The sequence below is a fragment of the Microbacterium sp. NPDC080220 genome (assembly GCF_040686395.1).
GTDB lineage: Bacteria > Actinomycetota > Actinomycetes > Actinomycetales > Microbacteriaceae > Microbacterium > Microbacterium gawkjiense.
The window spans coordinates 225835-251734 of record NZ_JBFBOP010000003.1 but is presented as its reverse complement, the minus strand read 5'-3'; the positions used below and the strand labels follow the sequence as shown (position 1 = coordinate 251734).

Annotated in this window: 24 protein-coding genes; 8 read left to right on the top strand and 16 right to left on the bottom strand. The window is 71.8% G+C overall.

Annotated features, from left to right (window positions below):
- The first annotated feature begins 169 nt into the window (after window positions 1–169).
- Window positions 170–529, top strand: coding sequence for a hypothetical protein (locus AB0P29_RS07030; RefSeq protein ID WP_253035548.1), 360 nt, complete (start codon window positions 170–172; stop codon window positions 527–529).
- A gap of 268 nt (window positions 530–797) precedes the next feature.
- On the opposite strand, the gene AB0P29_RS07025 is transcribed toward AB0P29_RS07030, so the two are convergent.
- A complete protein-coding gene (locus AB0P29_RS07025; RefSeq protein WP_363379200.1) occupies window positions 798–1604 on the bottom strand; it encodes a hypothetical protein in 807 nt (268 codons plus the stop codon).
- Between the two features lie 164 nt (window positions 1605–1768).
- On the opposite strand from AB0P29_RS07025, the gene AB0P29_RS07020 reads away from it, so the two are divergent.
- Window positions 1769–2971 carry a homoserine O-acetyltransferase gene (locus AB0P29_RS07020; RefSeq protein ID WP_253035550.1) on the top strand — a complete coding sequence of 401 codons (1203 nt, stop codon included), beginning with the start codon at window positions 1769–1771 and terminating at the stop codon, window positions 2969–2971.
- A 3-nt stretch (window positions 2972–2974) separates the two neighbouring features.
- Here the strand turns inward: AB0P29_RS07020 and AB0P29_RS07015 are convergent, their stop codons facing one another.
- From AB0P29_RS07015 to AB0P29_RS06990, 6 genes are all read right to left on the bottom strand, one after another.
- Complete coding sequence (locus AB0P29_RS07015; protein ID WP_363379199.1) at window positions 2975–4426, bottom strand: NAD(P)/FAD-dependent oxidoreductase; 1452 nt, start codon at window positions 4424–4426, stop codon at window positions 2975–2977.
- On the bottom strand, window positions 4423–4905 hold the full coding sequence (locus AB0P29_RS07010; RefSeq protein WP_064001434.1) for an SRPBCC family protein: 483 nt from the start codon (window positions 4903–4905) through the stop codon (window positions 4423–4425). The genes AB0P29_RS07015 and AB0P29_RS07010 overlap by 4 nt, the downstream gene beginning before the upstream one ends.
- Window positions 4906–4968: 63 nt before the next feature.
- Complete coding sequence (locus AB0P29_RS07005; protein ID WP_363379198.1) at window positions 4969–6183, bottom strand: MFS transporter; 1215 nt, start codon at window positions 6181–6183, stop codon at window positions 4969–4971.
- Window positions 6180–6521: a thiamine-binding protein gene (locus AB0P29_RS07000; protein ID WP_363379197.1), complete on the bottom strand. Its 342-nt coding sequence runs from the start codon at window positions 6519–6521 to the stop codon at window positions 6180–6182. Before AB0P29_RS07000 ends, AB0P29_RS07005 begins: the two co-directional genes overlap by 4 nt.
- 16 nt (window positions 6522–6537) lie before the next feature.
- The gene (locus AB0P29_RS06995) at window positions 6538–7752 is read right to left on the bottom strand and encodes a glycosyltransferase 87 family protein (protein ID WP_363379196.1); all 1215 of its coding nucleotides are present in this window, start codon (window positions 7750–7752) and stop codon (window positions 6538–6540) included.
- 35 nt (window positions 7753–7787) lie between these two features.
- A complete protein-coding gene (locus tag AB0P29_RS06990) occupies window positions 7788–8621 on the bottom strand; it encodes an ADP/ATP-dependent (S)-NAD(P)H-hydrate dehydratase (protein ID WP_363379295.1) in 834 nt (277 codons plus the stop codon).
- A gap of 22 nt (window positions 8622–8643) precedes the next feature.
- On the opposite strand from AB0P29_RS06990, the gene AB0P29_RS06985 reads away from it, so the two are divergent.
- Window positions 8644–9717: an NADH:flavin oxidoreductase/NADH oxidase gene (locus tag AB0P29_RS06985; protein ID WP_363379195.1), complete on the top strand. Its 1074-nt coding sequence runs from the start codon at window positions 8644–8646 to the stop codon at window positions 9715–9717.
- 27 nt (window positions 9718–9744) lie between these two features.
- On the opposite strand, the gene AB0P29_RS06980 is transcribed toward AB0P29_RS06985, so the two are convergent.
- The 3 genes from AB0P29_RS06980 to AB0P29_RS06970 all read right to left on the bottom strand — a co-directional run bounded on the left by AB0P29_RS06980 (window position 9745) and on the right by AB0P29_RS06970 (window position 13711).
- A complete protein-coding gene (locus AB0P29_RS06980) occupies window positions 9745–10797 on the bottom strand; it encodes a hemolysin family protein (protein ID WP_217531121.1) in 1053 nt (350 codons plus the stop codon).
- Entirely contained in the window at window positions 10794–12122 is a 1329-nt protein-coding gene (locus AB0P29_RS06975; protein WP_217531230.1) for a hemolysin family protein, read from the bottom strand. The genes AB0P29_RS06980 and AB0P29_RS06975 overlap by 4 nt, the downstream gene beginning before the upstream one ends.
- A 116-nt stretch (window positions 12123–12238) precedes the next feature.
- Window positions 12239–13711, bottom strand: coding sequence for a GuaB1 family IMP dehydrogenase-related protein (locus AB0P29_RS06970; RefSeq protein WP_217531120.1), 1473 nt, complete (start codon window positions 13709–13711; stop codon window positions 12239–12241).
- A gap of 148 nt (window positions 13712–13859) precedes the next feature.
- Between AB0P29_RS06970 and AB0P29_RS06965 the strand changes: the two genes are divergently transcribed.
- Window positions 13860–17570 (top strand): multifunctional oxoglutarate decarboxylase/oxoglutarate dehydrogenase thiamine pyrophosphate-binding subunit/dihydrolipoyllysine-residue succinyltransferase subunit, encoded by a 3711-nt coding sequence (locus AB0P29_RS06965; protein ID WP_363379194.1) that lies wholly within the window; start codon window positions 13860–13862, stop codon window positions 17568–17570.
- 72 nt (window positions 17571–17642) lie between these two features.
- On the opposite strand, the gene AB0P29_RS06960 is transcribed toward AB0P29_RS06965, so the two are convergent.
- A complete protein-coding gene (locus AB0P29_RS06960; protein WP_064001424.1) occupies window positions 17643–17888 on the bottom strand; it encodes a hypothetical protein in 246 nt (81 codons plus the stop codon).
- Window positions 17885–18538 (bottom strand): sigma-70 family RNA polymerase sigma factor, encoded by a 654-nt coding sequence (locus tag AB0P29_RS06955; RefSeq protein ID WP_311862878.1) that lies wholly within the window; start codon window positions 18536–18538, stop codon window positions 17885–17887. Before AB0P29_RS06955 ends, AB0P29_RS06960 begins: the two co-directional genes overlap by 4 nt.
- 143 nt (window positions 18539–18681) lie before the next feature.
- On the opposite strand from AB0P29_RS06955, the gene aroA reads away from it, so the two are divergent.
- Genes aroA through bcp form a run of 3 tightly spaced genes read left to right on the top strand, consistent with a single transcriptional unit; the run spans window position 18682 to window position 21536 of the window.
- Window positions 18682–20010: a 3-phosphoshikimate 1-carboxyvinyltransferase gene (gene aroA, locus AB0P29_RS06950; RefSeq protein WP_363379193.1), complete on the top strand. Its 1329-nt coding sequence runs from the start codon at window positions 18682–18684 to the stop codon at window positions 20008–20010.
- Window positions 20007–21050, top strand: a complete 1044-nt coding sequence (gene rsgA, locus AB0P29_RS06945; RefSeq protein ID WP_363379192.1) for a ribosome small subunit-dependent GTPase A — start codon at window positions 20007–20009, stop codon at window positions 21048–21050. Before aroA ends, rsgA begins: the two co-directional genes overlap by 4 nt.
- A 21-nt stretch (window positions 21051–21071) precedes the next feature.
- Window positions 21072–21536 (top strand): thioredoxin-dependent thiol peroxidase, encoded by a 465-nt coding sequence (gene bcp, locus AB0P29_RS06940; protein ID WP_363379191.1) that lies wholly within the window; start codon window positions 21072–21074, stop codon window positions 21534–21536.
- On the opposite strand, the gene AB0P29_RS06935 is transcribed toward bcp, so the two are convergent.
- Window positions 21537–21941, bottom strand: a complete 405-nt coding sequence (locus AB0P29_RS06935; RefSeq protein ID WP_363379190.1) for a histidine kinase — start codon at window positions 21939–21941, stop codon at window positions 21537–21539. It abuts the gene before it with no gap.
- Window positions 21942–22159: 218 nt separating this feature from the next.
- Here AB0P29_RS06935 and AB0P29_RS06930 point away from each other — a divergent pair, with 218 nt between their 5' ends.
- Window positions 22160–22408, top strand: coding sequence for a WhiB family transcriptional regulator (locus AB0P29_RS06930; RefSeq protein ID WP_018188706.1), 249 nt, complete (start codon window positions 22160–22162; stop codon window positions 22406–22408).
- 18 nt (window positions 22409–22426) lie between these two features.
- Here AB0P29_RS06930 and AB0P29_RS06925 read toward each other — a convergent pair whose 3' ends face one another.
- From AB0P29_RS06925 to AB0P29_RS06915, 3 genes are read right to left on the bottom strand one after another with little or no spacing between them, the layout of a single operon-like run.
- Entirely contained in the window at window positions 22427–23920 is a 1494-nt protein-coding gene (locus AB0P29_RS06925) for a histidine kinase N-terminal domain-containing protein (protein WP_363379189.1), read from the bottom strand.
- A 40-nt stretch (window positions 23921–23960) separates the two neighbouring features.
- Window positions 23961–25196 carry a hypothetical protein gene (locus tag AB0P29_RS06920; RefSeq protein WP_363379188.1) on the bottom strand — a complete coding sequence of 412 codons (1236 nt, stop codon included), beginning with the start codon at window positions 25194–25196 and terminating at the stop codon, window positions 23961–23963.
- Window positions 25193–25822, bottom strand: coding sequence for an SAF domain-containing protein (locus AB0P29_RS06915; RefSeq protein WP_363379187.1), 630 nt, complete (start codon window positions 25820–25822; stop codon window positions 25193–25195). Before AB0P29_RS06915 ends, AB0P29_RS06920 begins: the two co-directional genes overlap by 4 nt.
- Between the last annotated feature and the right edge of the window lie 78 nt (window positions 25823–25900).

Genomic DNA, 25900 nt, shown 5'->3' with positions numbered 1-25900 from the left:
CGGGTCACCGCGGCGGGGTGTCGCGCGTCCGGCCCGATACGCTCGAGGGAAGACGATGAAACGCTACGGACCTCTTCACGCTGTGCCTGACGGGCTCGCGATCGGCGATCCCGGTCGGCGTCACCTCGTCCTCGGCGTGGACACCATCAGTCACCGAGATGGACCCGCCGTGACGCAGCAGGTCGACTGGACCGAGATCCGGGGTGCCACGCTGGACCTGAGGACCACACGGTTCCCGTTCCCCGGCGCGTTCTCGGGCCTGTGGAGTTCCGTCCTGGTCATGATCACGCAGACCGACCCGGACCTCGACCTGGCGCCCGGCACCGCCGTGCTCACGACGGACCACGGGTCACTGCGCCTGGATCTGGACCGGCACCACCCCGGCGGTTACTGGCATCCCATCGTGTCGAGGACCCAGCTGCTCATGGACCGTCTGGTCGAGGATGCCGCGTCCCGCCCGCTGCTGCGTCAGTCGAACGCTGTGCTGGACTCGATCGTCTCCTCGGTCCGCCGCGCGCGGGTCGCCTAGCGATCCGCGCGACGGAGCAGTGCTCGCCGCTTGCGGTGGAGCCGCCACCAGCTGAACGAGCTCCGCGCCTGGATACGGCCGAGCTCCACCAGACTCGGGAGCCCTCGAGAGGCCAACTCGCGCGAGATCGCATCGGAGTCGTCCGTGCCCCCGTGCGCCTCGATGACGGCATGCGCCTGCGTAACGCGTTCGCTGGACAGCGGGTGCGCCGCGATCTGAGAATCGACCTTCGCGATCCTCCGTGCCAGCTCCTCAGGTTGCACGGCGATCACTTGCCCAGTGCGCAGGCGAGCGCGGCCGCGCCGAGGCCACCCCAGATCGTGCCGGTGGCGAAGGCCTGCGTGATCTGCGGCCCTTTGAGCCCGAGGCCCAGGAGGCACTTGAACACCCACGGAGCGATCCAGATCGGATCCGCCACCACCGGGTAGGCGACCCCCGCCGCGCGGTGATCGACGACCTGGATGAGCGTGGAGCCCTCGATCTCGTAGTGCGTCGCGACAGGGTCGCCGTCCGCGTCGAGTGCCCAGGCATCCGCGACCACGGCGAGGACAGTGCCGTCAGCGGCGACGACCGCGGCGCCGTCCTCGGTCGATCGCAACGACTCGCCGACGCCGAGGTCGACGTCGTACTCGAGATGCTCCGGCGCGTCGGCGGAAGTGATCGTCGTCAGCATCTGCACACCCGCGTCACCGACGATCACAGAATTGGTCAGGGACTCACCCGGGTAGGTCACCGCCCCACCCTGGAGGAGGACGGCATCGCCCGCCGCGTCCGCCTCGGGGAGATCGATCGTCAAGGGCGACCGCCCGGGAGAGTGTATAGACACCCCGTCCGTCAACCGCGACGGGACACCGATGGTGCCCTGGCTGGTCTGCACCGTCCCGGTCCCGGCTCCATCGGATGCAGCAAGGAGCAGTGACTCATCCAGATTCGCCAGTGATTGCGCAGCGACGGCGATCGAGGCCGCGTCGACCTCGTCGTCCGCCGATGCGATGGAGGGGAATGCCACGATGGTCGACGCCAGGAGCGCTGTAACCATCGTGAGGGAGGCGGTGCGGCGCCAGGAACGTGTCATCAGGGTCTCTTCCGGTGGAGCGATCAGGTCACAGAATGGTGATCTCCCCGACGCTAACGACGGGTCCGAAGGTCCCGCGCCCGCCTTTCGGCGGAAACTTTCGAAGGTGTCCGTGCCCCCGTAACACTGCGCTGACCCTCCCCATCGGCCCGGAGAATGGTCGTATGGACTGGCAGACCTCGGAAGACACGGTGCCCTCGGCTCCGGTGACCGAGGCAGACGCCCGGTCGCTCCTCGGGCGCCCACCGGCGACCGGCGCCTGGCGCGACGGCGACCCGATCGGGGAGCGCAGGTTCGCGCGGTTCGGCGCGTTCGCGACCGAGGGCGGCGCAAGCCTGCCCGGCATCCGACTCGCCTACGAGACCTGGGGCGAGCTGTCCCCCGCCCGCGACAACGCCGTGCTGATCCTGCACGCCCTCACGGGCGACAGCCACGTGCGCGGCGAGGCCGGCCCGGGCCACGCGACCGACGGCTGGTGGGGTGAGATCGTCGGCCCGGGCGCCCCGATCGACACCGACCGCTGGTTCGTCGTCGCACCGAACATCCTGGGGGGATGCCAGGGGTCGACCGGCCCCGCGAGCATCGCCCCCGACGGCTACGAGTGGGCGTCACGATTCCCCTTCCTCACGATCCGCGACCAGGTCGCCGCGCAGGTCATGCTCGCCGACGCCCTCGGCATCGACGTGTGGGCGGGCGTGGTCGGCGGCTCGATGGGCGGCATGCACGCGCTCGAGTGGGCGGTCACGCATCCCGAGCGGGTCGAGCGGCTCGGCGTGCTGTGCTCCCCGCCGACGACGACCGCCGACCAGGTCGCGCTCAACTCCGTGCAGCTCGCGGCGATCCAGATGGACCCGCGGTTCGCCGGGGGCCACTACTACGATGCACCCGACGGCGACGGTCCGCATCGCGGCCTGTCGCTCGCGCGCCGCATGGCCCTGCTGAACTACCGCACGCCCACCGAACTGAACCAGCGGTTCCAGCGGTCGTGGCAGTCCGACAAGAGTCCCTTCGGCGCGGGCGGCCGGTACGCCGTGGAGAGCTACCTCGACTTCCACGGCAACCGCTTCACGCGCCGCTTCGACGCGAACTCGTACGTGACCCTCGTCGAGGCGATGAACTCGCACGACGTCGGGCGCGATCGCGGCGGCGTCGAGGACGCCCTGGCACGCGTCACGGCGCGCACGCTCGTGCTGGGCATCGACAGCGACCGGCTGTTCCCCGTGGAAGGCCAGCACCGCATCAGCCGCGGCATCCGCACCGCCATCGACGACGACACCGTCGTGCTGCACAGCGACTTCGGCCACGACGGGTTCCTCATCGAGACCGAGCCCGTCGGTCGGCACCTGCGCCGTCTGCTCGAGAGCTGACGCTCAGCGGGGCGACAGATCCGGGGCGATCCGCGTCCCGAAGGTGTGCCGCAGCGCCGACCGCGCCGCGTGCCAGCCCGCGAGCCCGTGCACCCCAGGCCCCGGACTCGTCGACGCGGAGCAGAGGTAGACGCCCTCGAGAGGCGTCCGCCACGGCTCGGGCGAGACGACGGGTCGCTTCAGCAGCTGCCAGAGCGCCGGGGCGCCCGCGGCGATGTCCCCGCCGGGGTAGTTGGGGTTCTCCGCCTCGACCTCGACGGCGTTCCGCGAGTTGACGGCGAGGATCAGGTCGCGGAAGCCGGGGGCGAAGCGCTCGATCTGCCGAATGACGGCCTCGGCCCGGTCGGCCGTGCTCCCCGCGGGGACGTGCGTGTACGTCCACAGGGTGTGCCCGCCCGCGGGCGCGCGCGACGCGTCGAACGACGAGGGCTGCGCGACGAGCACGTAGGGCGCGTCCGGAAGGCCGCCATGCGCGATGAGGGTCTCGGATGCCGCGACCTCGGCGCGCGTGCCCCCGACGTGCACCGTGCCGGCCGCCGCGACCTCGGGATTCGCCCACGGCACCGGTCCCGACAGGGCGAAGTCGACCTTCGCGACCGCCCCGCCGTACCGGAACCGTTCGAGCGCACCGCGGTACCCCGCGGGCACGGCGTCGCCGGCCATCCGCAGGAACGCGCGCGGGATGACGTCGAGCAGCACGGCGCGCGCCGGCGGCAGCTCGGCGAGCGAGGTGACCTCGTGGTCGGTCACGATCTCGCCGCCGTGGGCGCGCAGGTCGTCGGCCATCGCGTCGACGATCGCCTGGCTGCCGCCGACCGGGATCGGCCAGCCGCGTGCGTGGGCGTAAGTCGTGAGCGCGAGGCCCGCCCCGGCACCGGCGAGGCTCGGCAGCGGCAGGATCGTGTGCGCGGCGACCCCTGTGAGCAGCGCCGGCGCGGCATCCTCTCGGAACCGGGCGTTCCACAGCGGACTCCCCTGCTCCAGCGTGCGGGCGCCGAACCAGCCCGCCGCGAGCGGATGCCGCGGTATGCGCAGCAGCGGATGCCCCGTGAAGTCGGCGACCTCCGAGGCACGCTCGACGAGCGGGCGCAGGAGCCGCGCGTAGGCGTCGCCGTCGCGGCCGAGGCCCTCGGCGGTGCGGTCGAGGTCACGGTAGGCGACGCCCGCGCGACCGCCGTCGAGCGGATGCGCGAACGAGGCCTCCGGGACGACGAACTCGACGCGGCGGCCGAGGCCGAACTCGCGGAAGAAGCGGCTCTCGAAGGCGAGCGGGTGCACGGCGGAGCAGACGTCGTGCTGGTACCCGGGGAGGGTCATCTCGGCGGTGCGAGCTCCGCCGCCGATCGTCGCGCCCTTCTCGTAGACGCGGACGGCCAAGCCCGCACGGGCGAGGGTGACGGCCGCGGCGAGGCCGTTGGGGCCCGCCCCCACGACGACGACGTCGAGGTCGTTCATTCGGCGACGCCCTCGTCCTCGGCGGTCGTCTCGTCCGTCGGCCGCGCGGCGCGCCCCTCGGCGAGGTACGCGAGCCGGTGCAGCGTCTCGTGGTTGCGCAGCTGCAGGACGACATCGAGCAGCGGCTGCGGCACGAGGCTGCCCGGCCCCGCGACCGCCTCCTCCTGGATCCGTACGATGCACCCGTCCCGGTGCGGCTTGACCTGGATGTCGACCTGGGCCTCGCCCATCGGCCATCCCTTCGCCCGCAGCAGCACGTGGCGGGGCGGGTCGTAGACGAGCACCTCGGTCGCGTCGTCGATGAGCACCGGCCAGACGCCGAACGAGTGGTGCAGCCGGGAGCCCACCTGCGGCCACGTGTCGGCGACCTCGCGCATGCGGGACGCGCCGACCACCCATGACGGGAACAGCCAGCCGTCCGCGAGGACGGCGAACACGTCGTCGGGTGTGCAGGCGAACCGGCGCGAGTTACGGGACATGGCTCGACGCTAGCGAGTCACGGGCTCGGTCGTAGACGGGGTTGCGCCGCCCGCCGCGGCGTGTCAGACCAGGGCGGGTGTGCGGGCGTGCCGCCGCTCGACGGTGACGCTGAGCGCGGCGATGCCGAGCCCGGCGAGCGCGAGGAGGAAGCCGACCCACACGGGCGCCGCGAAGCCGAACCCCGCGGCGATGACGGCACCGCCCAGGGCCGCTCCCATGGCGTTGCCGGTGTTGAGGGCGGAGTGGTTGAGCGCGGCGGCGATCGACTGGTTGTCGCCGGCGACGTCCATGAGGCGGGTCTGGATGGTGGGACTCACCGCCGACGCGGCGAAGGCGACCGCGAAGACGAAGATCACGACCGTCACGATCCACCCCGAGGTCAGGGCGAGCAGCAGCAGCGACAGCGCCAGCAGGCCGAGCAGCCCGAACATCGCGCGGATCAGGTCGACGTCGGCGAGGTGCCCGCCGACGAGGTTGCCCACCGTCATCCCGATCCCGAGGATCACGAGCGTGATCGGGACGACCCACGCGGGCGACCCCGCGGCCTCGGTCACGAGCGGCGACACGTACGTGTAGACGGCGAAGAAGCCGCCGAAGCCGATGGCGCCGATCCCGAGCGCGAACCAGACCTGTCCGATGCGGAACACCCCGAGCTCGGCGCGGAGGGTGCGCGAGGGCTCCCCCGCCCGGCGCGGCACCGTGACGGCGATCGCGGCGGTCGCAGCGGCGAAGATGGCGACGACGAGCACGAACGCCCATCGCCAGCCCAGGTTCTGCCCGAGGAAGGTGCCGAGCGGCACGCCGACGACGTTCGCGACCGTCAGACCGGTCAGTACGAAGGCGACGCCCTTGGCCCGGTTCCCCGGACCCATGACGTCGGCGGCCACGAGCGCGCCGATGCCGAAGTACGCGCCGTGGGGCAGTCCCGCCAGGAGGCGCGATGCCGCGACGAGCTCGAACGTCGGCAGCACGAGGGTCAGCGCGTTGAACAGTGTCAGCGCCGCCGCGAGCAGGATCATGACGCGGTGACGCGGGTACTTGGCGACGGATGCCGCGATCGTCGGCGCTCCGATGACCACCCCGAGCGCGTAGAGCGTGATGAGCCACCCCGCCTGTGCGATCGCGTCCTCCTGCGAGGTCGCCCACGCGGCGGGCAGCAGCTCGCGCGCGATCTCGGGGAGCAGCCCCATCACGACGAACTCGGTCATGCCGATGCCGAAGCTGCCGACGGCGAGCGCGAGGAGGGCGCGGCGGGGACGCGTGGGGGCGGAGATCACTCCGAGATCGTAGTCCCGCTCCCCTGCTCGCCACGAATCGATTCGATCGCCGTCTCCAACCGAGCGATCTTGCCGTCGATCTCGCCGGTGCGCCCCGGGCGGATGTCGGCCTTCAGCACGAGCGAGACACGGGAACCGAAGGGCTGCACGGCGTCGACGGCGCCCTTGACGACGGCCATCACCTCGTCCCACTCCCCCTCGATCTCGGTGAACATGCTCGTGGTGCGATGGGGCAGCCCCGACGCGCGGACGACCGTGACGGCCGCGGCGACCGCGTCGTGGACGGAACCGTCCGGGTTGCCGTCACCGGAGGGGGCGACGGAGAAGGCGACGAGCATGGGAGGACCTCCGGGATCAGGGGGCGACGCGGACGGGAGCGGACACGGATGCGGGCAGGCGGACGAGGCGCGCGACCATCCACACCAGGAGGCCCACCAGCACGAGGTTGCGGAGCGTGAGGGCCGCGACGGGCAGGACCGCCGGTGTGATGATGCCGCCGTAGAGGACGGGATACACGAGCTGGGTGAGCGCGGCGGCCGTGAGCACGAGGGCGGCGGGTGCCGCCCATCGGCGCCGGTCGATCACGAGGCCCAGGACGGTGGGGGCGAACAGCCAGGTGTGGAACTGCGGCGACCCGACTTTGTTGGCGACGATGAGCACGAGCACGAGGGCGAGCGCGAGGACAGGGAACAGGCGCACGAACGGCACTCCGCGACGCACCTGCCAGGCCCCGAGCAGGAGGACGGCGGCGGCCGCGAGGGCGAGCAGCGGCGTCATCGCGGCGATGACGAGGTCGACCTGCGGGCCGGTGGCCTGGAAGGTGAGCAGGCCCTGGTCGTAGTACACCGCCGACCCGTCGGCGCCCAGCAACGCACCCCAGACGTACGGCGCGCTCACGGGCGCCTCGACCTGCAGTCCGCGCCCGGTCTGCCCGGTGACGAATCCCAGCGCATGGTCCGCTCCGCCGGCGGCGACGACGACACCCAGCACCGCGACGCTCACGAGCGCTGCTGCGGCGATCACCCTCGCGCGGCGGCGCACCGCGACCACGGCCGCCGCGAGGAGCGCGGCGGGCCACACCTTGATCCAGGTCGCGGCCGCGAGGAGCGCGGCGGCGAGCGCGGGCCGGCGCAACAGCCACAGGCATCCGAGGATCGCCAGCGGTACCGAGACCGCATCGATCCGATACAGGCCGACGGGGCCGAGGCAGACGATCGCCGCGAGCCAGAAGACGGCGGCGACGACGCGCCCGCGGGAGTGCCCGCGGCCGACGAGCACCGCGAAGGCGACCGCGTCGACCAGCGTCACGAGCACGGCCCAGCCGACCGTGTAGTCGCCCACGAGGCCGGCGGGCAGATGGGCGAGCAGCATGGGCAGCAGCGCGAGCTGGGGATAGACCCAGTCCTGCGTCACGCCCACGACGCCGCCGCCCGAGAACACCGCGCGCGACCACGGCTCGTACACGCGGTACACGTCGCCCATGGGCTCGTTCGGCAGGACGAACCCCAGCAGGCCGACACCCGCGTGGACGAGGACGAACACGGTCCACAGCAGCACGCGGTTCGTCACGCGCCCAGCCTACGGGCGCCGCCGACCGACGCGTGTCAGCCGGCCAGCACCTCGGCGACCGCGAACGGCAGGTGCTCCGCGACGTCGAGCGCCGCGATCGGTCCGCCGCGGTGGGCGGCGACGGCGAGCGCCGCCGCGTGGCCGTGCAGCCAGACAGCGGATGCCGCGGCCCGCTGCAGCGCGCCCCGGTCGCCCGGCGCTCCGCCCCGCCCGACGACGCCCGCGATCACGGCGCCGACCGTCCCGGCGAGGACGTCGCCGGTGCCGGCGGTCGCGAGCCACGAGGTGGGAGCCGTGATCTCGATCGCCTCTTCGCCGGGCGCCGCGACCACCGTCGTCGCACCCTTGCGCACCACCACACCGCCGAGGACGGCCGCCGTCTCGGACGCATCGTCCACGTCCGGGTCGAGCCCCAGCATCCGCCGCAGCCGCTCGTGCTCGCGGCCGTGCGGTGTCGCCACGACCGGCGCGGCCGCCGCCGGGGCGAGATCTAAGGCGCCGGCGTCGACCACGACGGGGACCTCCCCCGAGAGGATGCCGCCGAGCGCGGCGCGCTCGCGCGCGGAGCGGTGCGCGGCATCCGTCCCCGACCCGACCACCCACGCCTGCACGCGACCGTCCGCGGTCACCGTCTCCGGGCGCCGGGCGAGTACGAGGTCCGCCGCGCGCTGCGGTCCGAGATAGCGCACCATGCCGACGCCCGTCCGCCAGGCGGCTTCGACGCCGAGCACCGCCGCACCGGGGAAGGCCGTCGATCCGGTCCGCAGGCCGACCACACCGCGGGAATACTTGTCGTCGTCCGCCGTTGGCCCGAAGACGACCTCGGCCGTGTCCGCCCTCGTCCATCCCCGCGCCGCCATGGCGCCCACCCTACTGCGACGGAGTCCGCCCATGACCCTGCTGTTCCGCCCCCTCGAACTGGCCGGCGCCACCGCGCGCAACCGCCTGTGGGTCTCGCCGATGTGCCAGTACTCGGCGGTGGACGGCGTGCCGAACGACTGGCACCACGTGCACCTCGCCCAGTTCGCGACCGGCGGTGCGGGCGTGGTCATCGCCGAGGCATCCGCCGTCACCCCGGAGGGGCGGATCACCCCGCACGACGCGGGGCTCTGGAACGACGCGCAGCGGGATGCCTGGGCTCCGATCGTCGCCGCGATCCACGCTCGCGGCGCCCTCGCCGGGGTGCAGCTCGCGCACGCGGGCCGCAAGGCCTCGACCCACCGGCCGTGGGACGACGCCCGCGGCTCCGTCGCCCCCGCGGAGGGCGACTGGACGACGATGGCCCCCTCGGCGATCGCGTTCGACGGCTACGCGCCACCGGTCGCGATGACCGACGGCGACATCGACGCCCTCGTCGACGCCTTCGCGCAGGCCGCCCGCCGCGCCGACGAGGCCGGGTTCGATCTCCTCGAAGTCCACGCCGCCCACGGCTACCTGCTGCACCAGTTCCTCTCGCCGCTGTCGAACGAGCGCACCGACGCCTACGGCGGATCGCTCGAGAACCGCGCGCGCCTGCTGCTGCGCGTCGTGGCCGCCGTCCGCGAGGCCGCACCGAGCCGGGTGATCGCCGTCCGGTTCTCGGCCACCGACTGGGCCGACGGCGGCTGGGGCGTCGAAGAGACGGCGACGGTCGCCGCGTGGGTCGGTGAGCGGGGCGCGAGCGTCATCGACATCTCCACCGGCGGCCTCGTCGCCCACCAGCGCATCACGACCGGTCCCGGCTACCAGGTGCCGTTCGCGGCCACGGTGCGCGAGCGCACCGGACTCCTCGTCACGGCGGTGGGCGAGATCCTCGACGGCGCGCAGGCCGAGACGATCCTGCAGGACGGGCTCGCCGACGCCGTCATGGTCGGTCGCGGCTGGCTCCGCGACCCCCACTTCGCTCTGCGCGCCGCCGACGAGCTCGGCGACGCGGAGGCCGCGGCGCTGTGGCCGCCGCAGTACCTCCGCGCCCGGCGGCGCTGAGCCGCCCGCGACGCGTCGCCGGCGACCTCAGAGGCGCCGCGTCGCGTCGTGCACCTCGCCGACGAGCTCCTCGATGATGTCCTCGAGGAACAGCACCGCCGTCGTCTCTCCCGCCGAATCGCGCACCTGCGCGAGGTGACGACTCGAACGCCGCATGAGCGCGAGCGCGTCCTCGAGGTCGGTGGCCTCGCCGATGGGGATCATGTGGTGGATGCGCTTCGGCTTGATCGGCGCGTCCACCGTCGCCTCGGCATCCGGTCCCTCCGCCGCGCGCAGCACGTCCTTGAGGTGGACGTAACCGAGCGGCATCCCCTCGTCGTCGACGATCACGTAGCGCGAGAATCCGTGACGGGCCACGGCCCGCTCGATCTCATCGGGCGTCGTGTGCTCGGGCAGGGTGACGAGCTCCGAGAGCGGAACCGCGACATCCTTCGCCTTCTTGTCGGTGAACTCGACCGCCATGGCGACGGCGCCCGACGCGTCGTCGAGCACCCCCTCGATGCGCGACTGGTTCACGATCGTGGCGACCTCGTCCAGGGTGAAGGTCGAGGCGGCCTCGTCCTTCGGCTCGACGCGGAACAGCCGGACGACGTGGTTCGCGATCCAGTTGAGCGCGACGATGACCGGGCGGAAGACCCGCGAGACGAACACGAGCGGCGGCGCGAGCATCAGGACCGCGCGGTCCGGCAGCGAGAACGCGAGGTTCTTCGGCACCATCTCGCCGAACACGACGTGCAGGTACGACACGAGCAGCAGAGCGATGACGAACCCGGTGACGTCGACGACCGCGTACGGCAACCCGATCGCCTCCAGCGGCGCGGCCAGCAGGTGGTGGATCGCCGGCTCCGACACGTTCAGGATCAGCAGCGAGCAGATCGTGATGCCGAGCTGGCACGTGGCGAGCATGAGCGTGGCGTGCTCCATCGCCCACAGCGCGGTCTTCGCCGAGCGGGACCCCTTCTCGGCGAGAGGCTCGATCTGCGAGCGTCGCGCCGAGATGACGGCGAACTCCGCGCCGACGAAGAAGGCGTTGGCCACGAGGAGGACGACCAGCCAGGCGATCCCGGCCCAGTCGCTCATCGGCGCTCACCCCCTTCGGTCTCGGCGCCGACCGGCACGGGAGCGGGCACGAATTTGACGCGGTCGACGCGGCGACCGTCCATCCGCTGCACGGTGATGGTCCCGTCCTCGAGGGTGATCTGATCGCCGACCGCCGGGATGCGCTCGAGCGTGGCCATGATGAACCCGCCGACGGTGTCGTACACGTCGCCCTCGGGGACGCGGATGCCGGTGCGGTCGAGCACCTCGTCGGGACGCAGGTCGCCGGGGAAGATGATCGACCCCTTGGCCCGCACGACGCCCGCGCGGCTGCGGTCGTGCTCGTCGAGCACCTCGCCCACGATCTCCTCCACGAGATCCTCGAGCGTCACGACACCCGCCGTGCCGCCGTACTCGTCGACGACGATCGCCATCTGGTACCCGCGGGAGCGCAACTCGGACATGAGGCCGTCGAGGTGGACCGCCTCGGGGACGCGCAGGGGCTCCTGCGCGATCGCGGCGGCGGGGACGTCGGCGCGACGCTCGCGCGGCACCGACACGGCCTGCTTGAGGTGGACGATGCCGATGATGTCGTCCATCGACTCGCCGTAGACGGGGAACCGGCTGTGGCCGGTGCGGCGCGCGAGCTGCACGATCTCCTCGACGCTGTCGTCGGCGGCGACGGCGTGGACGCTCGGCCGGGGCGTCATGACGTCGGCGGTCGTGAGCCGCGAGAAGGTCAGGGTGCGATCGAGCAGCGACGCGGTGTCCTCCTCGAGGACGCCGGCGCTCGCGGAGCGCCGCACGAGGCTCGACAGCTCCTCGGCGGTGCGGGCACCCGACAGCTCCTCCTTGGGCTCGACGCCCATGGCACGCAGCACCGCGTTGGCGCTGCCGTTGAGGAGGAGGATCGCGGGGCGGAAGACCGTCGTGAAGACCGTCTGGAACCCGATCACGAGCTTCGCGGTCTGCCGCGGGACGGCGAGCGCGAAGTTCTTCGGGACGAGCTCGCCGATGATCATCGAGAAGACGGTCGCGACCGTGATCGCCACGACGGTCGCGATGGGACGGGATGCCGCCTCCGGCACGCCCCAGAGGGCGAAGACCGGGTTCAGCAGGTTCGACAGCGCCGGTTCCATCGTGTAACCGGTCAAAAGCGTCGTCAGCGTGATGCCGAGCTGCGCGCTCGACAGGTGCGTCGAGGTGATCCGCAGCGCGTTGATCGTCAGCGACAGACGGGTCTCGCCGGCGGCGCGGCGCGCCTCGAGGTCGGCGCGGTCGAGGTTCACGAGGGCGAACTCGCTCGCGACGAACAGACCGGTTCCCACGGTCAGGAGCAGCCCCACGCCCAACATGACGTAGTCCATCACACGTCACCCCCGATCATCGGGGAGCAGGGTCGGTGGGGCGAGGGTCTACTGGGAGGGTCGTCCATTGTGCGGACGATTCTACGGCACGCCCGCCCCCGCCCGGGGGCGGCGGCTCACCAGCTGACGGGCAGGGCCTTGCCCTCCTCGTATCCGGCCGCCGACTGGAAACCGACCGTCGCCCGCTCGTGGAAGTCGGCGACCGTCGCGGCTCCGGCGTACGTGAACGACGAACGCACACCCGAGGTGATCATGTCGAGCAGGTCCTCGACGCTCGGGCGCAGCGGGTCGAGGTAGATGCGCGACGACGAGATACCTTCGGCGAAGAGCTCCTTCCGGGCACGCTCGAACGGGTCGAGGCGACCGAAGCGCCCCTGCACCGCTTTCGTCGACGCCATGCCCCACGACTCCTTGAAGACCCGCCCGTCGGCGTCGACCCGCAGTTCGCCCGGCGACTCGATCGTGCCGGCGAACCACGAGCCGATCATGACGGATGCCGCGCCCGCCGCGAGGGCCAGGGCGACGTCCCGGGGGTAGCGGACACCCCCGTCCGCCCAGACGTGGGCACCGGCGGCGGTCGCCGCTTCGGCGGTCTCGAGCACGGCGGAGAACTGCGGACGGCCGACGGCCGTCATCATGCGGGTCGTGCACATGGCGCCCGGGCCGACGCCGACCTTCAGGATCGTGGCGCCCGCCTCGACGAGGTCGCGGACCCCCTCGGCGGTGACCACGTTGCCGGCGACGATGGGGAGGTCGAGACCCTCGGCGTGGACGGCGCGGAGCGCCCGGATCATGCTCTCCTGGTGACCGTGCGCGGTGTCGACGACGAGCGCGTCGACACCGGCGGCCGCAAGGGCGCGCGCCTTCGCCGCGACGTCGCCGTTGATCCCGACGGCTGCGGCGACGATGAGGCGTCCGTCCGCGTCGACCGCCGGACGGTACAGCGAGGAGCGCAGGGCCGTCCGCTGCGACAGCGTGCCCACGAGGTGGCCGTGCTGCAGGACCGTGACGATGTCGGCATCCGCCGCGACCAGGAGGTCGAAGGCCGCCCGCGCAGTGTCCACGTCGTCGGCGTCGATGGATGCCGCCCGCCCCCGCACGAGGTCGCCGAGCCGCGCGTCCGGCAGGGCCGTCCCGAGCCGCTCGGCGGGAACGATGCCGAGGATGTCGTCGACGTGCACCCGCGGTGCGCCCGCATCGTGCGCGGAGGACGTCGCGACGACGATGGCGTGACCCGCGGCCGGAGGCAGGAGTGCGGCGGCCTCCGACACGAGCGCCTCCGGCGGCAGGACGAGCGGGGTGTCCCAGCGCACCGGCTGGTCCTTGACCCACCGGATAGCCGCGTCGACCTCCTGCAGCGGCATGTCCTGGGGCAGCACCGCGAGCCCGCCGCGACGGGCCAGGGTCGCCGCGAGGCGCGGTCCCGTGACGGAGTTCATGTTGGAGGCGACGAGCGGGATCGTCGCACTCGTCCCGTCGCCGGGTGAGAGGTCGACGTCGAGGCGACTCGTCACGTCCGACCGTCGCGGGACGAGGAACACGTCGGAGTAGGTCAGGTCGCCTGCGGGCCGCTCACCGGAGAAGTGCATACTCCCACGCTAGGCGACCGTCGAGCCCCTGCGCCGGACGGCGTGAGCGGGTCGGGCGCGCGCGAACCTGGGATACCCTTGATCTCTGTGCGCGAGGCCGCGCGGGCACCGCACATTTCGAACGTCGACGACGAAAGCAGGCGGAACCGTGTCCAGTCAGGCGACCGGCGTGGGAACTACGAGCGACGGGGAGTTCGGAGCCAACGAATGGCTCGTCGCGGAGCTGTACGAGCAGTACAGCCGCGACAAGAACTCGGTGGACAAGGAGTGGTGGCCGATCCTCGAGGCCTACACCCCTGACGGAGCCTCCGGCGCACCCGCAACGGAACCCGCACCGGCGGCATCCGCACCGGCCGGATCCGCCGCACCGGCTTCCGCACCGGCGGCATCCGCAGCGGAGAACCGTCCCGCCGCGGCCGGCGCCCCGCCCGTCGCCCGGACGACCGCGCGTCCGGCCGCTCCGCAGCCGATTCCCGCCGAGGCTCCCAAGGCCGCACCCGCCGCCGACAAGGCCGTCCTCGAGGACACCGTCACGCCGCTGCGCGGACTGCCGAAGACCCTCGCGGCCAACATGGACGAGTCCCTCACCGTCCCGACCGCGACGAGCGTGCGGACGATCCCGGCGAAGCTGATGATCGACAACCGCATCGTCATCAACAACCACATGTCCCGCACGCGCGGCGGGAAGGTGAGCTTCACCCACATCATCGGGTGGGCGCTCATCCAGGCCCTGAAGGCCTTCCCGACCCAGAACGTGTACTACGCCGAGGTCGACGGCAAGCCGTCCGTCGTCGCGCCCGCCCACATCAACCTCGGCATCGCGATCGACCTGCCGAAGCCCGACGGCACGCGCGCCCTCATGGTGCCGAGCATCAAGCAGGCCGAGACGCTGACGTTCGGCGAGTACCTCACCGCTTATGAGGACCTCGTCCAGCGCGCCCGCAAGAACAAGCTCACCGCGGCGGACTTCCAGGGGACGACGGTCTCGCTGACCAACCCCGGCGGCATCGGCACGGTCCACTCCGTCCCGCGCTTGATGAAGGGCCAGGGCTGCATCATCGGCGCCGGCGCCCTCGACTACCCGGCCGAGTTCCAGGGCGCGAGCGAGAAGACGCTCGGCGAGCTCGGCATCGGCAAGACCATCACGCTCACGAGCACCTACGACCACCGCGTCATCCAGGGTGCCGGCTCGGGCGAGTTCCTGAAGATCGTGCACCAGCTGCTGATCGGCCAGGAGGGGTTCTACGACGACATCTTCGCGGCGCTCCGCATCCCCTACTCCCCCATCCGCTGGTCGAGCGACATCAAGGTCGACGTCGCCGAGCGCGTCGACAAGACGGCTCGCGTACAGGAGCTCATCAACTCCTACCGCGTCCGCGGCCACATGATGGCCGACATCGACCCGCTGGAGTACGTGCAGCGCACGCACCCCGACCTCGAGATCGAGAACCACGGCCTGACCTTCTGGGACCTCGACCGCGAGTTCGTCACGAACGGCTTCGGCGGCAAGCGCACGATGAAGCTGCGCGACATCCTGGGCATCCTGCGCGACTCGTACTGCCGCACCATCGGCGTCGAGTACATGCACATCCAGGACCCGACGCAGCGCAAGTGGTTCCAGGACAACCTCGAGGTCAAGTACCAGAAGCCCGGCCACGACGAGCAGTTGCGCGTGCTCGGCAAGCTCAACGAGGCCGAGGCGTTCGAGACCTTCCTGCAGACGAAGTTCGTCGGCCAGAAGCGGTTCAGCCTCGAGGGCGGCGAGTCGCTCGTGCCCCTGCTCGACCAGATCCTGCAGGGCGCGGCGGCCGAGGGCCTCGACGGCGCCGCCATCGCCATGGCCCACCGCGGTCGCCTCAACGTCCTCACGAACGTCGCCGGCAAGACCTACAGCCAGATCTTCCGCGAGTTCGAGGGCTCCGTCGCCGTCGGCTCGAAGAGCGGTTCGGGCGACGTCAAGTACCACCTCGGCACCCAGGGCACCTTCGTCGCCGACGGCGGCGAGGAGCTCCCCGTCTACCTCGCGGCGAACCCCTCGCACCTCGAGACGGTCGACGGCGTCCTCGAGGGCATCGTCCGCGCCAAGCAGGACCGCCTCCCCATCGGCTCGTTCTCGTGGCTGCCGATCCTCGTCCACGGCGACGCGGCCTTCGCCGGCCAGGGCGTCGTGATGGAGACCCTGCAGATGTCGCGTCTGCGCGGCTACCGCACGGGCGGCACGGTGCACGTCGTCGTCAACAACCAGGTCGGCTTCACGACGCTCCCCCTCGACGCCCGCACGTCGATCTACGCGACCGACGTCGCCAAGACGATCCAGGCGCCGATCTTCCACGTGAACGGCGACGACCCCGAGGCCGTCGTCCACGTCGCCGAGCTCGCCTTCCGCTACCGGCAGGAGTTCAACCGGGATGTCGTGATCGACCTCGTCTGCTACCGGCGCCGCGGTCACAACGAGGGCGACGACCCCTCGATGACGCAGCCGCTCATGACGAACCTGATCGAGGCCAAGCGCTCGGTGCGCAAGCTCTACACCGAGGCGCTCGTCGGTCGCGGCGACATCACCGAGGAGGAGTACGAGAAGGCCAAGCAGGACTTCCAGAACCGCCTCGAGATCGCCTTCGCCGAGACGCACGCCGCCCAGACCGGTACCTCGCCGGTCGTCGCGGCGGACGCACCGGCCGACACGGCCGTCGGCGAGCCCGAGACCACCGGGGTCGCCCGCGACGTCATCGAGCGCATCGGGGACGCGTTCGTCAACAAGCCCGAGGGCTTCACGGTCCACACCAAGCTGCAGCAGCTGCTCGAGAAGCGGCACGACATGAGCCGCAACGGCAAGATCGACTGGGGCTTCGGCGAGCTGCTCGCGTTCGGTTCGCTGCTGGTCGAGGGCTCGAACGTCCGCCTCGCCGGTCAGGACGTCCGACGCGGCACGTTCGTGACGCGCCACGCCGTCATGCACGACCGTGCGAACGGTCAGGAGTGGCTGCCGCTGGCGAACCTGAGCGACAACCAGGGCCGTTTCTACGTGTACGACTCGCTCCTGAGCGAGTACGCCGCGATGGCGTTCGAGTACGGCTACTCGGTCGAGCGGGCCGACACCCTCACGCTGTGGGAGGCCCAGTTCGGCGACTTCGCCAACGGCGCCCAGTCGGTGATCGACGAGTTCATCTCCTCCGCCGAGCAGAAGTGGGGCCAGCAGTCCGGCGTCGTGCTCCTGCTCCCTCACGGCTACGAGGGCCAGGGACCCGACCACTCGTCGGCGCGCATCGAGCGCTACCTGCAGATGTGCGCGCAGGACAACATGACCGTCGCACGTCCGTCGACGCCGGCGTCGTACTTCCACCTGCTGCGCCGTCAGGCGTACGCCCGCCCGCGCCGGCCGCTCGTCGTCTTCACGCCGAAGGCGATGCTGCGCCTGCGCAACGCCACGAGCCCCGTCGAGGACTTCCTCCACGGCCGGTTCGAGCCGGTGATCGACGACAGCCGCTCCCTCGACCGCGAGTCGGTCAGCCGGGTGCTGCTGCACGCCGGCAAGATCCACTGGGACCTCGCCGCTGAGCTCGAGAAGAACCCGAACGAGAAAGTCGCGCTCGTCCGCCTGGAGCAGTACTACCCGGCCCCCATCGACCAGCTCAACGCGGTGCTCGACAGCTACCCGAACGCCGAGCTGTTCTGGGTCCAGGAAGAGCCCGAGAACCAGGGCGCCTGGCCGTTCATGGCGCTCGAGGTCGTCAAGCACCTCCACGGCCGCACGATCAAGCGGATCTCGCGTTCCTCAGCCGCCTCCACGGCGACCGGCTCGCCGAAGGTCCACGCCCGCGAGCACGCCGCGATCATGGAGAAGGCGCTCACCTTCTGAGCGCCTTCACGAAAGAAGAGGCCCCGCTTCGGCGGGGCCACTTCTTTCGTGGGAAGAAGGGGTGGCGTCCGGTCAGTGGTGCGTCGCCTGCTCCGCGCGCAGCCGCGCGAGCACCTGATCGCGCAGGTCCTCCGGCGCCGCCTCCTTGCACGCGCGCGCGACCACCGCGGTCAGGGTGGTGGCGACCAGGGCTTCGTCGCGGCACGCGGCGCAGTTCTCCAGGTGCTCGGTGATGTCCGAGTGGCGCGTGTGGCAGATCTCGTTGCGCAGGTACTCCTCGAGGTCCTGCCGGGCTTTGTCGCAACCGCAGTCGGTCATTTCGCACTCCTCGTGGCGGGCACATCGATGCCGCGCTCTTTCGCATATTCGGACAGCAGGTCGCGGAGCTGACGTCTGCCACGGTGCAGACGGCTCATGACCGTGCCGATGGGGGTTTTCATGATGTCCGCGATCTCCTGATACGCGAATCCTTCGACATCCGCGAGGTACACGGCCAGTCGGAAGTCCTCCGGGAGCGACTGCAACGCGTCCTTCACGACGGATGCCGGCATGTGGTCGATCGCCTCGGCCTCGGCCGATCGCGCCGACGACGCCGTGGTCGACTCGGCCCCGCCGAGCTGCCAGTCCTCCAGGTCGTCGATCGTGCCCTGGTAGGGCTCGCGCTGCTTCTTCCGGTACGTGTTGATGTACGTGTTCGTGAGGATGCGGTACAGCCACGCCTTGAGGTTGGTGCCCTGCGTGAACGACGCCCACGCGGCGAACGCCTTCACGAAGGTCTCCTGGACGAGATCCGACGCGTCGGCCGGGTTGCGGGTCATCCGCATGGCCGCAGCGTAGAGCTGGTCCATGAAGGGGAGCGCCTGCTCCTCGAACTGGGTACGCGGGTCGTCGACCGCCTGATCGTTCATCGCAGGCCAGTCTACGTCGGCCCCTTCGGCGAGCACGGGCGCATCAGCTGTCGCGATCATCGCGCTCCTCTCCCCTGGCATGCACGGTGTCGACAGAGGGGTCAACGGACGAAGGGCGGGGCCTATTCCCAGGTTCGCGGATGCCGCGGCTCAGGGCTCGGGAACGGGTGAACGGATTCCGTGTCATCAGTAGGCTGGGAGCGATGAGCGACGCCCCTTCCTCCCCCGCCACCGCCGACGAGATCCCCGGCGGGTCGTGGCCGGCGCCCACGCCGGGCGAGCCGGTCCACGCGCACGTGACGGTGCCCGGGTCGAAGTCGCTCACCAACCGCGAACTCGTCCTCTCCGCCATCGCCGACGGACCGAGCCTGCTGACCGGCGCGCTCCACTCGGACGACTCCGCGCGCATGATCGACGCCCTCCGTCGCCTCGGCGTGAGGATCGAGCCGGTCGCCGGCGACTCCCCCTTCGGTCCGGACCTCGAGGTCACCCCGCCGTCCCGCTTCACCGGCGGCACCACGATCGACTGCGGTCAGGCCGGCACCGTCATGCGATTCGTCTCCCCGATCGCCGGCCTCGCCGTGGGCGACGTGCACGTGACCGCCCACCCCACCGCTCTGCACCGCCCGATGGGGGCGATGATCCACGCGCTGCGTGACATCGGGGCGGACATCGACGACGCCGGCAGCTGGTCGCTCCCCTTCGACGTGCGCGGCCACGGGCACCTCCGCGGCGGCGAGGTCACGATCGACGCGAGCCAGTCCAGTCAGTTCGTCTCCGGACTGCTCCTGGCCGCGGCGCGCTTCGACGTCGGCCTGCGTCTCATCCACGACGGCGAGCGCCTGCCGAGCCTCCCCCACATCGAGATGACGGTCGAGGCACTCGCCCGCCGCGGGGTGCATGTCGAGCACCCCACACCGAACGAGTGGCTCGTGCCCGCGGGGCCGGTGCGCGGCAAGGAGATCGCGATCGAACCCGACCTCTCCAACGCCGCTCCGTTCCTCGCCGCCGCCGTCCTCACCGGCGGGTCGGTGACGGTCCCCGGCTGGCCCGCGCACTCCACCCAGCCCGGCGCGCTGCTGGCCGACATCCTGCCCGTCATGGGAGCGCACGTCACCCGCCGCGCGGGAGCGCTCACCGTCACCGCGGGCGACCGCATCGCCGGCCTCGACCTCGACCTGTCGGCGGCGAGCGAGCTCACCCCGACGCTGTTCGCGCTCGCCGCGTTCGCCGACGCCCCCACGACCTTCCACGGCATCGGTCACATCCGGGGCCACGAGACGGATCGGATCGCGGCCCTCGTGGAGAACCTCCGCGCGCTCGGCGGCGAGGCGGAGGAGCGGGAGGACGGCATCCACATCGTCCCGAGGCCCCTGCACGGCGGGGTATGGCGCGCCCACCACGACCACCGCATGGCGACGGCGGGCGCGGTCATCGGCCTGCGGGCGCCCGGGGTGGTCGTCGACGACATCGGAACGACGGCCAAGACGATGCCCGAGTTCCCCCAGCTGTGGGCGGGCATGCTCGCGTGAGCTGGCTCGACGACGACGGCGACGACGACGACCTCGACTACGACGAGGCCGACATCCGCGTCCGGCCGAATCCCAAGGCCAACCGCCCCCGCACCAAGCGCCGCCCCGCGCACGCGGATGCGCAGACCGCCCGCGTGCTCGGCGTGGACCGCGGCCGCTACACGGTCCTGATCGACGAGGACGGCCCGGACGAGCGCCAGATCCTCGCGACACGCGCCCGCGAACTCCGCAAACAGCCGATCGTCAACGGCGACCGCGCCCGCGTCGTCGGCGACACCTCCGGCGACGACGGCACCCTCGCGCGCATCGTCGGCATCGAGGAGCGCACCTCGCTGCTGCGCCGCAGCGCGGACGACACCGACCAGGTCGAGCGCATCATCGTCGCGAACGCCGATCAGCTGCTCATCGTCGTGGCCGCCGCCGACCCCGAACCCCGCCCGCGCCTCGTCGACCGCTACCTCATCGCGGCGCTGGATGCCGGCATGCACCCGCTGCTCGTCGTCACCAAGACCGATCTCGCCGATCCGGCATCCTTCCTCGCGCACTTCGAGGGCCTCGACGACCTGGAGGTGTTCACCAGCGGGACGGGCGCGATGCCGGTCGCCGAGATCGGCGAACGCCTCGCCGGGCACGCCACCGTGTTCGTCGGCCATTCCGGTGTCGGCAAGTCGACCCTCGTCAACGCCCTCGTCCCCGACGCCGCGCGCGCGACCGGACACGTCAACGAGGTGACCGGGCGCGGCCGCCACACGTCGAGCTCGGCCGTCTCGCTCCGCTACGTCGGCGACCAGGGTCGCGGCTGGGTGATCGACACCCCCGGCGTCCGGTCGTTCGGTCTGGGCCACGTGGACCCCGCCAACATCCTCCGCGCCTACACCGATCTCGCCGCCGTCGCCGAGGAGTGCCCGCGCGGGTGCACGCACCTGCCCGACGCCCCCGACTGCGCGATCGTCGAGGCCGTGGCGGAGGGTCGACTGGGCGAGCGCGGTCCTGCGCGACTGGACTCGTTGCAGCGACTCCTCGCCACCTTCACGACCTGAGCGGCCGACTAAAATGAGGGGATGCCGCGCCTGAACCCCGGATCCCCCGCCCCCGACTTCACCCTCGTCGACCAGGACGGTGGGGCCGTCTCGCTGAGCGACTTCCGCGGCGGGCGCCTCATCGCCTTCTTCTACCCCGCCGCCATGACGCCGGGCTGCACGACCGAGGCCTGCGATTTCCGCGACAGCGTCGCGCCGCTGCAGGCGGCCGGGTACACCGTGGTGGGGATCTCCCGCGACGAGCCGGCGAAGCTGCGCGAGTTCCGTGAGCGCGACGCCCTCCCCTATGCCCTCCTGAGCGATCCCGACCACAGCGTCCACGAGGCCTACGGCGCGTGGGGCGAGAAGATGAACTACGGCAAGGTCGTCGAGGGCGTCATCCGCTCGACCTTCGTCATCGATGAGGACGGCACGGTCGCGCACGCGCTCTACAACGTGAAGGCCACCGGCCACGTCGCGCGGATCCGGAGCCTGCTCGAAGTCTGATCAGACCTCGTCGGCCTCGCTCCGCGATCGCGCGCCGGCCGCCCGAGCGGCCGCGATCAGGAGGACGAGCCCCACGACGGCGGGGACCGCGATCGTCGCGGCGAGGCGCGTGTCGGCTCCCTCCCCCGTGAGGGTCCCGAGCGCGACGGACAGGACGAGCAACTGCACGACGACGCCGCCGGAGCGTCCCCACGACCCGCCGCGCCACACGGCGACGGCGAAGCCTGCGACGGCGGCCGCGCCGATCACCGTCAGGGCGAGGAGCGCCAGCGAACTCGGCACGCTCTCGCTGTCGCCGCGGACCAGCGCGATCAGCTCCCACGCGGCGAGGGCCAGGACGCCGATCGCCTCGAGGGCGAGCCAACCGGCCGCGATCCGCTCGACGCGGGTGGTACGCACGTTCACCGCTCCTCCTGGGCGCCGGGGCACGGCGAGGCGCCGAAATACTCCGTTAACCCGTGATTCACATAACCCTTGATTCCCATGCCCGGGCATGGGAATATTGATGGGCAAGTGTGCTCCCACAGCGGCGTGGGGCGAGCATCAGCTCGCACACCAATCAGGTTAGTCGACGTCGCCCGGCGTCGCATCCCGACTTCCGATCCCCCACAAGGAGCACCGCTATGGATTGGCGCGACAAAGCCGCCTGCCTGACCGTCGACCCCGAACTGTTCTTCCCCGTGGGGAACACCGGGCCCGCCGTCGACCAGATCGAGAAGGCGAAGTCCGTCTGCGCCCGGTGCACCGTCACCGAACTCTGCCTGCAGTACGCCCTCGAGACCGGCCAGGACTCGGGTGTCTGGGGCGGCCTCTCCGAAGACGAGCGCCGCGCCCTCAAGCGCCGCGCCGCCCGCGCCCGCCGCGCGTCCTGACACCGCCGCGCGCGGGCCTCAGGCCCGCGCGCGCTCGATGTACCGCATCGGGATCTCGATCGTCACCTCGGTCCCGCTGCCCATGAGGGTGTGCCAGTCGATCGTCCCGCTCAGCTCACCCTGGATGAGCGTCCTCACGATCTGCGTGCCGAGACCCCGACCGACCTGACCCTCGGGCAGGCCGACACCGGTGTCGCGGACGCGGACCGCGAGCCGGTCCTCGTCGCGCTCGGCGATGATCTCGACCTCGCCCTCCTTGTCAACCAGACCGTGTTCGACGGCGTTCGTCACGAGCTCGGTGAGCGCGAGGGCGAGCGGCGTCGCGTACTCGCTCGGCAGCGTCCCGAACGTGCCGGTCTTGACCGTGCGGGCACGCGTGTTGGGCGCCGCCGCGACCTCGGCGACGAGTTTGAGGACGCGCTCGAACACGTCGTCGAAGTCCACGCTCTGCGTGAGCCCCTCCGACAGGGTGTCGTGGACGACAGCGATCGCGCTCACCCGGCGCATGGCCTGCGTCAGGGCGTCCCGACCCTCGTCGGAATGGGTTCGCCGCGCCTGGATGCGCAGGAGCGACGCGACGGTCTGCAGGTTGTTCTTGACGCGATGGTGGATCTCGCGGATCGTCGCATCCTTCGTGATGAGCTCCTGCTCCTGGTGGCGGATCTCGCTCACGTCGCGGCACAGGACGATGGCACCGATGCGGGTGCCGTTCTCGCGCAGGGGGATCGTCCGGAGCGACACGGTGACGCCCCGCGCCTCGACGTCCGCGCGCCACGGCGCACGGCCGGCCATCACGATCGGCAGCGACTCGTCGAACTGGCGCGACGCCGGCATGATCTTCGTCGCCACTTCCATGAGCGATTCGCCTTCGAGCTCGTCGTCGAAGCCGAGCCGGTTGAAGGCCGACAGGGCGTTCGGGCTCGCGAACGTCGTGATGCCGTCGACGTCGAGACGGATGAGGCCGTCCGAGGCCCGGGGGGCGCCCCGGCGCGGCGAGGTCGGCGCCGTGAGGTCGGGGAAGTCCGCCGATGCGATCATCCCGAACAGGTCGTCCGCGCAGTCGTTGAAGGTGATCTGCTGACGCGACGGGGTGCGGGCCTCACCGAGGTTGGTGTGCCGGGTCAGCACGCCGATCACCCGGCTCTCGCGTCCCTCCGCTGCGCGCTCGCGCACGATCGGCACGGCCCGCACGCGGGTCGGGGTCTCCTCGAACCAGTCCGGCGAGGACGAATCCACGACGCGCACCTGCGTGAACGCGTCCGTGACCTGCGTGCGCCATTGCGGTCGCACGGCATCGCCGACGATGTCGCGGTAGAACAGGGTCGCGGCGCCGCTCGGCCGGGTGTGGGCGACGGCGATGAACGAGTCGTCCGACGTCGGCACCCAGATGACGATGTCCGCGAAGGCCAGGTCGGCGAGCAGCTGACCGTCACCGGCCAGGCGGTGGAGCCACTCCACATCCTCCGCGGTGGATCGGCCTTGGGCGTAGACGAGGTCGCTGAGGGTGGACACGCCTCCACCCTAGATCCTCCTCCCGGGGGCTTCCCGCGCTCTACGCGCTCCGGGCCAGGCGGCGCAGCGAGTGCCGGGTCGCGGCCTCCGCGGCACGCCGCGGGGCGAGCGATTCGGCCACGAGGCGTCGCACCGCGGTCGGCACCGCCGAGCGCGGTGCGACGTGGGCGATCGGACGCGCGGCGAGGAGCGCGGCATCCGTCCCCCGGGCATCCCACGGGACGAAGGACACGTCCGTCACGCCCGTGTAGCGCTCGAGTGTGCGCCGCACCTGTCCGCGGGCGTCGACACCGAGGGCGCCGGCGCGGATCTTGTTGACCACCACCCGCACGGGGGCGGTGCCCGCCGCCGCGCGGAGTTCGGGCCAGTTCCGCACGAAACGGGACACCCCGACGGGATCGGCGGCGACGACGGCGAGGACGACGTCGGCCGCTTCGACGGCCGCGAGCGTCGCGGCGTTCCGGCGGGGACCGTCGACGAGGTCGCTCACGATCTCCTCGTCGCGTTCGAGGGATGCCGCTGTGTCGACGACGGTGTCATCCACCCATCCGCGACACGCCTCGAGCGCGGCCAGCACGCGGGCATGGGACAGTTCGGGCCACCGTCCCGGCCGATTGAGGCCGGTGAGAACGTCCACGTCGGCCAGCGTCGACGCGATGCGGCTGAGCTCCGCCACCGTGAGCGTGCCGCGTTCGGCCTGCCGGCATGCGGCGGCGAACCCGGGGCCCTCGTCGGCGAGGCCGGTCGCGAGGGCGAGCGAGGGCGCGTGGGAGTCCGCGTCGACGAGCGCGACGCGGTGGTCGGCACTCGAAAGTGCACAGGCGATCTCGATGGCGAGGGTCGTCCGCCCGGGCGCCCCCTGTGCGCCCCACACGGTGATCACACGGCCGCGGGTGGGCTCGACGGGAAGGGACGACGGAGGGCTCGCGAGGAGCTCGGCCGCCGGTGCGTCCGGATCGTGGGCCGCGAGCCCGAGCGATGCGGCGAGGCGCCGATCCGAGGTTCGAGCGCACAGCGGCACGATGCGCACCGACAAACGGTCGCAGGCGGCGACGAGCTCGGCGGTCAGGGTCGCCGCCCGCCCCTCGACGATCAGGAGGTCCGCCCGGGCCAGCTCGGCGAGGAGCTCCGCCGCCTCGGGTGCGGCCATCGCATCGAGCGCGGCGGCAGCGGGGGCGGATGCCGCCACCACCGCGCGCACGTCGGCGTCCTCATGGCGCAGTCGCGCGGCGAGGGTGTCCCCGCGGACACCGTCCGCCGCGACGACGACCCTCACCGGGACTCCCCCGCCACGGGCACGACCGACAGGAGGGAGTCGTCGGACACCGCGGCGAGCGTCGCGGCGACATCGGCGCGGGGGATGACGATCTCGAGCGACACGTCCTCGCCCGAGACGACGGCGTCGTCCTTCGTCACCGTGACCACCGTCGCCGAGGGCACGAGGATCCGCGGCTCGCCGACCTCGCCGCCCTCCTCGGCCGGTGCCGCCCAGACCTCCACGACCGAGCCCGCGGTGACGGCGGCGGACACGTCTCCGGCCGTCCGGATCACCACGCTCGTCGTGGTCGCGGCATCCGCCTCGTCCACGGCCGCGTGCGGGACGAGTTCGCCCGCCAGGATCGTGCGGGTCGCGATGACGCCGGGCTCGAGCGAGGCGGGCGAGACGTATGTGTCACCCGCGGACCCCAGGGCGACGTCGACCACCCGCAGGTCGTCCGCCGTCACGGTCTGACCGGGGACGATCGTGCGGGCGGCGGCGAACACCGGCGCGGTCTGACGCGCAGAGGCGACGACGAGCCAGACGCCCGCGACGGACGCGATGATCAGCGCGATACCGAGGAGGAATCGCGCGTCGGCCCAGAACGCACGCGGCGCGGGCCGGACGGTGTCGGGAGTGGTCATGACGCCATGGTGACCGAGCCCGCGGCGGTGCCACCGCGATTATCCACAAGCCGGCGATGCAACCGATGCGACCGGTAC